Genomic DNA, 11,633 nt, shown 5'->3' with positions numbered 1-11,633 from the left:
TCCGCAATTCGGTGGAACCTGGCCCAGCACAGCAACTTCGGATGACCTGGCAACCTTCGTGCCCGACCACGTAGGTTGGACCGCGAGGGAGGGGGCCGTTCGGGCGCCGTGTACCGGCGGCGGCGACGTGCAGGCAGAGGGAGCGGTTGTGAGCCGATATCCGGGGCTCCCGGAGGGGGTCGGCTCCCGTTTCATCGACGGTGTCAATGGGTTGCGCGTGTATATCCTCGAAGCAGGCCACGGCGGCTCCGAGCGTCCACTGGTGCTGCTACTGCACGGGTTTCCCGAACTGGCCTACTCGTGGCGCAAGATCGGGGTTCCACTCGCCGACGCCGGTTTCCGCGTCGTCGCGCCCGACCAGCGCGGCTACGGCCGAACCACCGGCAGCGATATCACCGACCTCGCATCGTTCCGCACCGACAACCTGGCCCGCGACGCCCTGAGCCTGATCTCCGCGCTCGGCTACGACCGCGCCCATCTCGTCGGGCACGACTTCGGCTCACCCCGTGGCCGGGTGGACTCACACACGACCTGGCACAGCTGCCGCTGTACTACGTCATGGATGCCGACGCCACCATGCCGGAAACCGTGGCGCCGCACCTACCTTCACCGCAGCAGCGAGCCGCGTGCACCTGGCTGACCGACGAGGAGCTGAACTTCTACGCGCACGAATTCGGTCGAACCGGATTCGGAGGCGCACTCAACTGGTACCGGGCCCTGGCCCTGCCGGGGGCCGCCACACAGCACGATCTGCGGATCGGCGTGCCCACTCAATTCCTTGCCGGACAGCAGGATTGGGGAATCTGGCAGTCGCCTGGCGCGCTGCGAACGATGGCTGAAGCCGTGTGTGCCCAGTTCGTAGGCACCGTCCTGGTCCCCGAAGCCGGACACTGGGTCCAGCAAGAGCAGCCACTTCCCGTCATCGAACAGATCTCGAGATTCATCATAGAAGTCGAGTCGATCGAAGCTTGAGCCCCGCCGCGCGCGCTTGGCCGTACTCTGTTGAGAGCCTGCATGTTTGGTGACCGTAGCCCGTAGGATGGAGCCTGATGGACCACACGGACCCTTTCCCTCGCCCTGTTCCAGTCACGGTGCCGAAGCTGCTAGTGGGCTTAGGGGCGGCGCTAGCTGTCGCGGCGGCGATCGCATCCTTCACCTTCACCTCCACCCTCGCGCAGGCCGCGGGAGTAGCTGAACATCTGACCTGGCTGTGGCCGGTGGTGGTCGGTCTCACCGTCGCGCTGATCGCCTGCACCTTCATCACCCTGGTGGGTATCCGCGACGAGAAGGCCACGTCGCTGGTGCGGGTCTACGAGTTGCTGCTCGTGGCCGCGGTGCTGTCGAGTATCTGCGGAAACCTGCTGTCCATCTCGCGCGATCCGGTCGAGATGGGAACCCTGGGCACCGCGTTCGTAGTTTCCCTTCCCCCGATCTGTTTGATGATCTGCGTGAGCAACTACCTGCTGCTCACCGCGGTCGTCCCCGTCCGGATCGTGGCCGTGATCCGCGAGGACGACTGGCGGCTGCGAGTCCTCGGCATACCCAGCGCGCCGACGCAGACGAAGGACGTCCCTGACCGCGACGGCGACTCCTGGTGGGACCAGCACCGAAGTGAGGCAAGGACTCCGCCGGCGACACCGAGAACCAGGACATAGGAACCTCGGGTCCGGCGGATAAGGCATTTTCCGCCGGCTACCGGCCGAGTCGTTCGCGGACGAACGCGGCGGCTTGGTCCCGGTTGTCATTGACGAAGTACGCGAAATGCCCGTAGCTCAGGGCATTTCCGAACCCGGCGGCCGGGTCGCCGCCCTGGCAGGCGCGGTCACCGGCGTTGCAGAAGTCGCGCACGCGGTCGGCGTAGTCCGCGAGCGCGCCGAGGGGCAGTGAACCGGTGCCGGACAGGGCTGGGTCGAAGCTGCCTCGGTTGTAGGGTTCCGCTCCGTTGAACAGCGGGCTGCCGAACATCGCGATGGCGTCGATTCGCGCGGAGGCCTGTTCTGTCAACAGATTTCGTGCGCTGAGGGTATTGCCGATGACACGCCCACCTTGCGAGTAGCCGAGCAGGACGAGCCGTTGGTCGGGGCAACCGGCGGCGGCCTCGTTCAGCAATGCCGTGAGATTCTCCACGCCGCGCACACTGCTGTCCGGGTTCATCGAGGCCGGATACTCGAGCTCGGTCACCGTGGTGCGGAGGCCGGATTCCTGGGCGATCCGTCGGCCCAGTGGAGTGAGCAGCAGACTGCCGGACTGCGGTTCGAGGGTGCCCCGCACCGTGACGACCCGGACCTGCGCGCATCCGCCATCGCCCGGGTCGCCGGTTGCGCTAGGAAGGGCGGGCAACGCCAGAACGGCGGCTATTACGGTCGAGTGCAACAGGATTCGTCCACGCATCCGGTCACTGTATTGCATCCGGGGCGGTCGCAATGGTGCGCGAAATCAGAAACCGACGAGTCCCGACGCCAGGCTGCCGGTGTCGATGATTTGTTTGACCTGCTCGCGGGCATTGGGGCAATTCTCGCGAGTGACCACGTCGATCGTTTCGCGGTGGCGGGCGAGGGCGATATTGATCGCACCGTTGCGCAGCGCCCAGGTGTGGACGACGCCGTTGAATTTCACGCGAGCGATGGCACTGCCCTGTTGGCGCCAGTTATCGATCTCGGCACGCATCGTCTCGCACAACTGCGCAGCGGCGGCCGCGTCGATCACCGGCGCGTCGACACTGGTGGGATTCCCGTCGGGACTTCGCGAATCGGTAGTAACCGCGCAGGCGATGACACCGGCCGATACGAGCAGACCCAACAAAACGACACGGGCCATGCGGTGGACGCGACGGCGCGTTCGTCTCATGAGCATCGGGCCTTCTTTCATTCGGGACACGGTGGTTTCACCGTTCGAATGCCCGCGTCTTGTGAGATGAATCAGATATCGCGCGTCGAAATGCGTTGTAGTGACGGCAACTACGGAGATTCGGCGTGTCTGTTACGGGTAAGCGGCGCGGTCGCCGGACCTTCCAGCACGGCCCCGTCCGGTGCGAAACGGGACCCGTGTAAGGGGCAGTCCCAGGTCTTCTCCGCGTCGTTCCAATTCACAATGCCCCGCAGGTGTGTGCACACTGCCGACACCCTGTGGGTCCGACCATCGACGGTGCACAGTGCCGTCGGCTGCAGACCCTGGCGGTCGACGGTGCCTTCTCCTTCAGCGGGGTCCGATCCGGAGCCGGGCTCGAACAAGTGAAGCCATCCGGTCGAGAGATGCCGTGCCACTGCGGCATTCGCTTGCACACCCGCGAACAGGGACTTCACCGCACCGGTGCGCCAACCGTCATAGGCGCCCGACCACGCGGGCTGACGCCCGGACAGTCGGTCGGCGGCGGCGAGTGCGGCGGCGACGCCGTTGGTCATGCCCCATTTGGCGAACCCGGTCGCACACAGAACGTCGCCGGCCCCGAGCTGCACGGGGCCGACGACGGGCAGTTCGGAGATCGGGTGGTAGTCCTGGGCAGACCACCGATCGAGTAGTCGTGCGCCGGGATACCAGCGATCGGTCCAGTCCAGCAACTCTGCGACATGATCGGCTTCGGAATCGACGCGCCCGACGTCGTGGCCGTTGCCGCCGACCAGCAGGACGTCGCCGGACTCGGTGGGGCACCAGCGCAGCGAGCGAATGGGTCGACCGGCGCTGACGAGCATCTCCCGCGGGATCGGTTCCGATACCTCGAACGCCGCCAGGTAGGAGCGTTGGGCAATCAGCTGACCGAAAATCGCGCGGCGGTCGAACACGGGTGATCCGGTCGCGACGATCGCGTTCGCCGCGCTGACATCGCCGTGGTCGGTGCCGATCACAACGCGGTTGTTGTGTCGGCGAAGTCGTTGCGCGCGAGTCGATTCGAAGATCCGACCGCTGTGTGCCTCGATATCGGCCGCGAGCGCGGTGAGCACCGCGACCGGGTCGACCTGCGCCTGCTCCCTGAGCCGAACACCGCCGTGCGTGGGGAAAGGCAGCTCGAGCTCGTCGAGCAACTGGGTGGGCAGCCCGACCGAGCGGGTGGCCTCGTACTCGGCGCGCACTGCTGCGGCTTCGTCGCCATTTTGCGCATAGGTGACGGCCGGGACGCGCTGGATGGCGACGTCGTGATCGGCGCAGAAATCCAGCAACCAGTCGAATCCGACTTGATTGGCCATCACGTATTGCGCCAGAACTTCGGCGCCGTGCCGACGTGCGATCGCCTGCGCGCGCGTCCCCTGCAGCAGCGAGATTTTGGCGGTGGACGCGCCGGTCGTCACGGCACCGACCTGACGTGCCTCGAGCACAGCGACCCTGCGGCCTTGCTCGGCCAACACCAGCGCTGCGGTCAACCCGACAATCCCGGCACCGATCACAACGGTGTCGACCTCGATGTCACCGTCGAGGGGCGATCGGGTCGGCACCGGCACATCGGTCAACCAAAACGACGTCATGGGGACCGCATACCCCGCTGCGTCGAACGAAACGAGCGCAGCCGACATTGTCACGAGAGTGTCTCGAGAAGCGATATTCACCACGGCGGGGCAGCGCGTAATCAACAAGAATTCGGTTCGTGGAGCGAGCGCGCATATCTGCCATGCGGACAGGCGTAATTGCCCGATTCGTCTGGCTCAGGCGGCGCCGAAATCGGGAATGGTGATCGACCCATCTGCGGCCAATGGGAAACCCGGGTTGTGCGCGATCTCCCACGGATAGCCGTCGGGATCGACGAAGACACCCGAGTAGAAGCCGACCGGGTTGATGGCCGCGGGCTTGGTGATCGTGGCACCCGCCGCCTGTGCCACCGCCAGCAGGTCGTCGACCTCGGTATCGGACCGCACGTTGTGCGCCAACGTGATACCGCCGAACCCAGCCCCTTCATCGGGCAGGCCTGAATCAGCGGCGAGTTTGTCCCGGCCCCACAACACCAAGCCGAGTCCGCCCGCCTGGAAGAAGACCGTCTCCTCGATCTCCTGGCCACACCAGCCGAGCGCTTCGTAGAAGGCACGGGCACGCGCCAGATCGGCGACGCCCAGCGTGATCAGGCTGATTCGCTGTTCCATACGACCACGGTAACCCCGGTGGTGGAGTCAGGTCGCGTCGTTCGCTTTCGTCCCAGCCGACCTGCGACGGAAGGGCTGGGTGTCGTGAGGGGCCTCGAGGATCCCTAGTTGGGCGCAGGTCAGCAGGGCCACTTCGGTGTCGAGCCTGCGTTCGCCGAGCGGGTGTCCCAGGAGCTCTTCGGCTTTGCGTACCCGGTAGTGGACGGTGTTCTTGTGGACGTGCAGGCGGGCAGCGGCGTCGGTATAGCTGCCGCGGGCGTCGAGGAACGCGCGGACGGTCTCACGTAGTCGCGCTGCTGTGTCGTCGGTGCCCATCAGCGTGCCGAGCACGCGCCCGGCCCACACCCGCATCTCCGGTACCCGGTCGGCGAACAGGGCGGTCAACGCCACGTCGGAGTGGACGGTGAGTCCGTGCTCTCGCCTGGTCAATGCGACGGCGCGGGCCCGTTGCGCGTCGCGGAAGGTCTGGCGGAATCCTTCGAGGCCGGTGGCCGGATCGCCCAGGGTGACGGACAGATTCGGGTGGGTGCGCAGGTCGCGGGCGAGTTGTTCGGTGTCGAGCACGGGTCGTGCCACCGAGGAGAGCCACACCCACCGGTTGTGATCGTCGACCTCCACGGTCATCGGTGTCTTTCCGGTCGCGGTCGCCAACAGGGTGGTGCCCGCGCGCAGGGACACGCGAGGCTCGGGGGTCCCCGGTGGTGTCCACAGCATCGCGAACTGGTGCCAGCCGCGCAGTGAGGCCGACAGCATCTGCTCGGCCGAACCCACATCCAGATCATCGGCGTCGATGACGGCACGCACCTGCGCGGCGCGGGCAGCGTCGGTGCGCGCGTCCCACCGACGGCGCTCGCTCTCGTAGATATCGATCAAACCCTCGATCACCTGGTCGATGTAGGCGTTGACCAGGTAGGCGATGCGGGCCGCGGTGGCCATCGCGACGTCGGTGGGCGGGTTCAGCTCGGCCAGCAGCGTCAAGGTCCATTGGACGAACATGTTCTCGCCGAGCCGGTAGGCGCGCAGCAGTGCCTCGAGTGACAGGTCGTGCTGGGCGAAGCGACGCGCGTACTCGGCGGCGGCGGGCGGCACGGTGATGTCGTCGAGGCCGATGGCGAGGGTGAGCATGTCCAGGATCGCGGAGATGTTGGACTCGGTGCTGGCCACCATCAGCCTTCGCACTTCGTCGTCGTGCCGGAATTCGGGGATGACCTCGGCGAACATCGTGGTCATCCGCGGTGACAGGTGGTCCAGGTCGGCTTTGATCCGGCCCGCCACCGCACGCACCAGTGGGTCGTTGTCATGGGCCATGGCCGCAGACAGTACCCCGCACCTCGGTCGGGTGGCGCTGTTTGTGCTCGTGGCACAACACGTCGGTACAACGCTGGTCTGCTGGCCCGTAGTCGACGTCGAATACGCGCCCTACCGTGAGTGATGTAATCCAGATCACATTCATCACCGGTGAGGAATCATGCGACACATCGCCGAATTGCCCGAGGTCAGAGCCGCTGCCGACCCGCACGGACACTGCATCGCCGACGACACCGTCACACTGTCCAATGCGCAGTTCCGTGCTCGGGTCGACACCGCCGCCGCAGTCCTGCACCGCGCGGGGGTGCGACCCGACGATGTCGTCGCGGTCGTGTTGCCCAACCGGGTGGACCTCGTGGTTGTCCTGTTCGCGGTCTGGCGGCTCGGCGCCGCGGTCACACCCGTGAACCCCGGGCTCACCGACGACGACATCCGGTATCAGGTCGAAGACTCCGGCGCCGTCGTCGTGATCGGCGAATCCGGCAGGCCCGCAATCACTGTCGACATCGCGGCACTGGCCCAGCGCGCCGACCCTGTCGCGGCCGCGGCTTCTACCGACGATCTCGCCCTGATCATCTACACCAGCGGCACGACAGGCAGGCCGAAGGGCGTGCTGCTCGGTCACGAGAATCTCGCCGCCATGTGCGCGATGATCATCGATTCGCTCGGTCTGAATGAGACCGACCACAGCCTGCTGATACTGCCGCTGTTCCACGTCAACGGCATCGTCGTCAGCGTGCTGTCGCCACTGCTGGCGGGCGGACGCACCACCATCGCCGGAAAGTTCTCCGCTTCAGGATTTTTCGTCACGGTCGAGTCGGTCCGACCCACCTATTTCTCGGCGGTGCCTGCCATCTACGCGATGCTCGTTGCCCAACCCGATGGTCTGCGCCCCGACAGTTCCTCGTTGCGCTTGGCGATCTGCGGTGCCGCGCCGATGCCCGCCGAGCTCATCGCCAGGTTCGAGCAGCGCTTCGGTGTGCCGATCGTCGAGGGCTACGGTCTGTCCGAGGGGACCTGCGCGTCGACTCTCAATCCCATAGCGGGCCAACGGAAGCCGGGGACAGTCGGGCTGCCGCTGCCCGGCCAGAGAGTGGCGATCATGGATATCGACGGCGCGTTGTCTGCGCCCGGTGAACCCGGCGAAGTCGTCATTCGCGGAGCGAACGTAATGCGTGGCTACCTCGGCAGGCCGACGGAGACGGCGAAGACCGCCGTGGACGGCTGGCTGCACACCGGCGACGTCGGCTATTTCGACGCCGACGGCTACCTGGTCCTGGTCGACCGGATCAAGGACATGATCATCCGGGCAGGCGAGAACCTGTATCCCAAGGAAATCGAGAACGCGCTCTACCGGCACCCGGCCGTCCACGAGGCCGCGGTCGTCGGTGTGCCCGACGCCGTGCTGGGCGAGGTGCCGGTCGCCCACGTGGTCGCCGCGCCACAGTCCACGGTCACCGTCGAAGAGCTGACCGAGCACTGCCGTGCGGAACTCGCGGCGTTCAAGGTTCCCGCCGCGATCGTGTTGACCGCGGAAATGCCACGCAATCCCGTCGGCAAGATCGACAAGTTGCAGCTGCGGGTCATCGCCGCGCGTACCTGAGCTGTTCTGCACCGCAAACCAATTCGAACGAAAAGACAGTCTTTCGGTGGCGATCACTCGTGCCCGGGAGTCGGAAGAAAGGGATCGAGCCATGGGATTCAAGACGGGAGACTTCCCGCCGGTGGACACCGAGACATTCTTGGATCTGCCGCTGCGTGAACGTATGCGAACGCTGGCACTGCACTGGGCGGAATACGGCTTCGGAACACCGAAGATGATCCACACGGTGTATCTCGCGAAAGTGCTCGTGCTCTACATCATCGGCGGCATCGCGATCGCGACGGCGACGTCCGGCACCGGTCCGTTCTGGGATGTGGCGCAGTGGTGGAACCAGCCGGTCGTCTACCAGAAGCTGGTGCTGTGGACGGTGTTGCTCGAAGCCGTCGGCGTCGCGGGTTCCTGGGGTCCGTTGGCGGGCAAGTTCAAGCCGATGACCGGCGGCATCCTGTACTTCGCCCGACGGGGAAGTATCCGATTGCGGCCCTGGCATCGGGTGCCGTTCACCAACGGTGACTCGCGCACCACGGTCGACGTGGTCCTGTACCTCGGCTTTCTCGCTTCGCTGGTGATCGCCCTGGTCGCACCGGGACGGACTACCGCCGCACTGGTGGAAGCGTTGCCGGACAACACCTCCGGGCTGGTCCGCCCGGTGCTGTTGATCGCGCCGATCGTGCTCTACATTCTGTGTGGGCTGCGGGACAAGACGATCTTCTTGGCGGCCCGCGGCGAGCAGTACCTGCCTGCGCTGCTGTTCTTCGCGGTGCTGCCGTTCACCGACATGATCATCGCGGCCAAACTGCTGATCGTGATCGTATGGGTCGGTGCGGGCGTCTCGAAGTTCGGCAAGCACTTCAGCAACGTGGTGCCCCCGATGGTGTCCAACAGTCCGGCTATGCCGTTCCGGTCGATCAAACGTGCCCACTACCGCGACTTTCCGAACGATATCCGCCCGTCGCGGGTGGCGTTGTTCATGGCCCATATCGGTGGCACGGCCGTCGAGGTGATCACACCGATCGTGTTGCTGTTCTCGACGAATCACTGGTTGACGCTGGCCGGGGTGGCGATGATGGTGATCTTCCACCTGTTCATCACCTCCACCTTCCCCCTTGCGGTGCCGCTGGAGTGGAACATCCTGTTCGCCTACCTCACCATTTTCCTGTTCCTCGGTTTCCCGAACTCGCAGGGCTACGGGCTGTTTGACATGTCCTCGCCGTGGCTGACGGTGGCGATCGCGGCCGGACTCGCCTTCTTCCCCGTATTAGGCAACCTGCGCCCGGACCTCGTGTCGTTCCTGCCGTCCATGCGTCAGTACGCGGGCAACTGGGCCTCGGCGCTGTGGGCCTTCGCACCGGGGGCGGAAGCGAAGTTGAACACCATCGCGCACCGCCCCGCCGACAACCAGGTCGACCAGCTGCTGGCCATGGGGTACCCGCCCGCGGTCGCCGAGATCACCATGCAGCAGACCATCGCCTGGCGTTCCATGCACAGTCAGGGCCGCGGCCTGTTCTCCCTGCTGTACAAGCACCTTCCCGACATCGATCGCTGGACCGTGCGCGAAGCCGAGTTCGCCTGCAACTCGCTGATCGGGTTCAACTTCGGTGACGGCCACCTGCACAACCTCGACCTGATCGACGCAGTCCAGGCCCGGGTCGGGTTCGCCCCGGGGGAGTGGATCGTAGTGTGGGTGGAGTCGCAACCGGTGCACAAGAGCACCCAGGAGTACATGGTGGTCGACGCGGCACTCGGCGTGATCGAACGCGGGACATGGGAGGTCGCCGACGCGGTTGAGGCGATGCCGTGGCTGCCGGACGGGCCGATTCCGCACACCGTGATCTGGCGGCGTGAAGACGTCACTGCCGCATCACCCCAGGCTGTGGTGGCTCCAGCCGAATAAACCGGTACCGCAAGTTATTTCGAGCAGAGGAAGAAGTCGATGACAACGGCGACAGTGGTCGGCAGCGGCCCCAACGGACTGGCCGCGGCGATCACCCTGGCCCGAGCGGGCGTGGAGGTGACGGTCCTCGAAGCGGCCGACACGATCGGCGGCGGCACCCGCTCGAGCGAGGCGATTCTGCCCGGCCTGCTGCACGACCACTGCTCGGCCATCCACCCGATGGCCGTGGGGTCGCCGTTCCTGCAGCGCATCGACCTGGAACGGTACGGATTGCGGTGGGCGTGGTCGGAACTCGACTGCGTCCACCCTCTCGACGACGGCACCGCCGGTGTGCTGCACCGCTCGGTCACCGAAACCGCGACCGGCCTCGGCGCCGATGAACGGCTGTGGCGCACACTGTTCGAACGCCCGGTCGCCGACTACGACGTGTTCGCCGCCGACATCATGCGCCCACTGCTGCGGATTCCCCGGCATCCGATCCGCCTGGCGCGCTTCGGTATTCCGGCGACAGCACCGGCCGCGCTGCTGGCGCGAGCCTTCCGAACGGAAGCGGGACGGGCACTGTTCGGCGGCGTCGCCGCGCACGCCTTCCAACCCCTCGAGCGCCCGCTGAGCGCCAGCGTCGGGCTCGGCATCCTGACAGCGGGACATCGATACGGCTGGGCGGTCGCGGTCGGCGGGTCCCAGCAGATCGCCGACAGCATGGTCGCGGTGCTGGCCGACCACGGCGGAAAGGTTGAAACCGGCATCCGTGTCCGCTCTGCTTCCGACCTGTCACCGTCCGACATCACCATCTGGGACGTCGCCCCGACGGCGGTCGCGGAGATCCTCAGCGACCAGCTCCCTGCCCGAATTGCGCGTGCCTACAACCGATTCCGCTACGGCCCCGGCGCCTTCAAGGTCGACTTCGCCGTCGACGGCGGCATCCCGTGGACCAACGAGGCCGCCCGCCGCGCGGGCACAGTGCACCTGGGTGGCTCCTTCGCCGAGATCGCCGCGGGCGAGCGCGACATCCACGCCGGCCGAATGCCCCAGCGCCCCTTCGTCCTGATCGGCCAGCAATACCTCGCCGACCCCCAGCGTTCCGCGGGCTCGGTACACCCCGTATGGACCTACGCCCACGTCCCCAACGGCTACACCGGCGACACCACCGAAGCGATCATCGCGCAGATCGAACGCTTCGCACCAGGCTTCCGAGACCGCGTAATCGGCCTGACCACCCGCACCACAACAGAATTCGCCGAGTACAACCCCAACTACGTCGGCGGCAACATCATGACCGGCGCCAAGAACATCCCGCAGCTGCTCTTCGGCCCCCGAAAAACCCTGCAGCCCTACGACATCGGCCTGTCGGGTCACTACCTGTGCTCGGCGGCGACCCCGCCCGGCCCCGGCGCGCACGGCATGTGCGGTGTCAACGCCGCGGAACGAGCGATACGGCAGCTGCGCTGACGAGCCGACCGTCCCACCTGGCCCGTCACGCGACTGCCGACAGAATCCCGAACCCTCGGTGGAATGCTCGCGGCCCTTCGTCGCTGGATCGCCGCAGCAGCACTGAACACCTTGTCGAGCAACAGCTTTGGTATCGAGCTCAGAGGTCGTAGTACCGGCGGACCAGGTGTTCGTAGAGTCGGGCCGGGACGAGGCGGCGGGTCCAGAAGGAGGTGCGGACGTCGGATCCGCACCGATAGGGCCGGGGTCGTGCAGTGAACTCATCCGGGCGGCCTCTCCGCCGGGGACCAGCAGCAGACCCGAGTCGCCG

The 11,633-nt window shown here is 66.2% G+C and carries 11 protein-coding genes; 6 read left to right on the top strand and 5 right to left on the bottom strand.

Going from position 1 to position 11,633, the window contains the following annotated elements; genetic code table 11:
• Positions 1 to 148 precede the first annotated feature (148 nt).
• The 3 genes from ACFW6D_RS02125 (at position 149) to ACFW6D_RS02115 (ending at position 1,655) form a co-directional block, all read left to right on the top strand.
• Positions 149 to 640: an alpha/beta fold hydrolase gene (locus tag ACFW6D_RS02125; protein WP_379323849.1), complete on the top strand. Its 492-nt coding sequence runs from the start codon at positions 149 to 151 to the stop codon at positions 638 to 640.
• The gene (locus ACFW6D_RS02120) at positions 577 to 972 is read left to right on the top strand and encodes an alpha/beta fold hydrolase (protein ID WP_379323847.1); all 396 of its coding nucleotides are present in this window, start codon (positions 577 to 579) and stop codon (positions 970 to 972) included. The genes ACFW6D_RS02125 and ACFW6D_RS02120 overlap by 64 nt, the downstream gene beginning before the upstream one ends.
• 119 nt (positions 973 to 1,091) lie before the next feature.
• On the top strand, positions 1,092 to 1,655 hold the full coding sequence (locus ACFW6D_RS02115; protein WP_379323845.1) for a DUF2637 domain-containing protein: 564 nt from the start codon (positions 1,092 to 1,094) through the stop codon (positions 1,653 to 1,655).
• A 37-nt stretch (positions 1,656 to 1,692) separates the two neighbouring features.
• On the opposite strand, the gene ACFW6D_RS02110 is transcribed toward ACFW6D_RS02115, so the two are convergent.
• The 5 genes from ACFW6D_RS02110 to ACFW6D_RS02090 all read right to left on the bottom strand — a co-directional run bounded on the left by ACFW6D_RS02110 (position 1,693) and on the right by ACFW6D_RS02090 (position 6,374).
• Positions 1,693 to 2,391: a cutinase family protein gene (locus ACFW6D_RS02110; protein WP_379323843.1), complete on the bottom strand. Its 699-nt coding sequence runs from the start codon at positions 2,389 to 2,391 to the stop codon at positions 1,693 to 1,695.
• Between the two features lie 45 nt (positions 2,392 to 2,436).
• On the bottom strand, positions 2,437 to 2,706 hold the full coding sequence (locus tag ACFW6D_RS02105; protein ID WP_379323841.1) for a hypothetical protein: 270 nt from the start codon (positions 2,704 to 2,706) through the stop codon (positions 2,437 to 2,439).
• Between the two features lie 251 nt (positions 2,707 to 2,957).
• Positions 2,958 to 4,457, bottom strand: a complete 1,500-nt coding sequence (locus ACFW6D_RS02100; protein ID WP_379323839.1) for an FAD-dependent oxidoreductase — start codon at positions 4,455 to 4,457, stop codon at positions 2,958 to 2,960.
• A gap of 177 nt (positions 4,458 to 4,634) precedes the next feature.
• Positions 4,635 to 5,066 (bottom strand): VOC family protein, encoded by a 432-nt coding sequence (locus ACFW6D_RS02095; RefSeq protein ID WP_379230279.1) that lies wholly within the window; start codon positions 5,064 to 5,066, stop codon positions 4,635 to 4,637.
• A gap of 27 nt (positions 5,067 to 5,093) precedes the next feature.
• Entirely contained in the window at positions 5,094 to 6,374 is a 1,281-nt protein-coding gene (locus ACFW6D_RS02090) for a PucR family transcriptional regulator (protein WP_379323837.1), read from the bottom strand.
• Positions 6,375 to 6,534: 160 nt separating this feature from the next.
• Between ACFW6D_RS02090 and ACFW6D_RS02085 the strand changes: the two genes are divergently transcribed.
• From ACFW6D_RS02085 to ACFW6D_RS02075, 3 genes are all read left to right on the top strand, one after another.
• Entirely contained in the window at positions 6,535 to 7,977 is a 1,443-nt protein-coding gene (locus tag ACFW6D_RS02085; RefSeq protein ID WP_379323836.1) for a class I adenylate-forming enzyme family protein, read from the top strand.
• Between the two features lie 91 nt (positions 7,978 to 8,068).
• On the top strand, positions 8,069 to 9,871 hold the full coding sequence (locus tag ACFW6D_RS02080) for a DUF3556 domain-containing protein (RefSeq protein ID WP_379323834.1): 1,803 nt from the start codon (positions 8,069 to 8,071) through the stop codon (positions 9,869 to 9,871).
• A 39-nt stretch (positions 9,872 to 9,910) separates the two neighbouring features.
• Positions 9,911 to 11,323, top strand: a complete 1,413-nt coding sequence (locus ACFW6D_RS02075; RefSeq protein ID WP_379323832.1) for a phytoene desaturase family protein — start codon at positions 9,911 to 9,913, stop codon at positions 11,321 to 11,323.
• Positions 11,324 to 11,633: the final 310 nt, after the last annotated feature.

It is taken from the genome of Nocardia sp. NPDC058705 (assembly GCF_042749305.1).
Taxonomy (GTDB): domain Bacteria; phylum Actinomycetota; class Actinomycetes; order Mycobacteriales; family Mycobacteriaceae; genus Nocardia.
The sequence above is the reverse complement of the archived record's forward strand: the minus strand, read 5'-3'. Positions and strand labels throughout refer to the sequence as shown.

Excerpts from the sequence above, each read along its gene's own strand:
- ACFW6D_RS02110 (WP_379323843.1), bottom strand. The coding sequence starts at position 2,391 with ATGCGTGGACGAATCCTGTTGCACTCGACCGTAATAGCCGCCGTTCTG.
- ACFW6D_RS02080 (WP_379323834.1), top strand. The coding sequence starts at position 8,069 with ATGGGATTCAAGACGGGAGACTTCCCGCCGGTGGACACCGAGACATTC.
- ACFW6D_RS02090 (WP_379323837.1), bottom strand. The coding sequence starts at position 6,374 with ATGGCCCATGACAACGACCCACTGGTGCGTGCGGTGGCGGGCCGGATC.
- ACFW6D_RS02095 (WP_379230279.1), bottom strand. The coding sequence starts at position 5,066 with ATGGAACAGCGAATCAGCCTGATCACGCTGGGCGTCGCCGATCTGGCG.
- ACFW6D_RS02075 (WP_379323832.1), top strand. The coding sequence starts at position 9,911 with ATGACAACGGCGACAGTGGTCGGCAGCGGCCCCAACGGACTGGCCGCG.
- ACFW6D_RS02100 (WP_379323839.1), bottom strand. The coding sequence starts at position 4,457 with ATGACGTCGTTTTGGTTGACCGATGTGCCGGTGCCGACCCGATCGCCC.
- ACFW6D_RS02120 (WP_379323847.1), top strand. The coding sequence starts at position 577 with ATGCCGGAAACCGTGGCGCCGCACCTACCTTCACCGCAGCAGCGAGCC.
- ACFW6D_RS02085 (WP_379323836.1), top strand. The coding sequence starts at position 6,535 with ATGCGACACATCGCCGAATTGCCCGAGGTCAGAGCCGCTGCCGACCCG.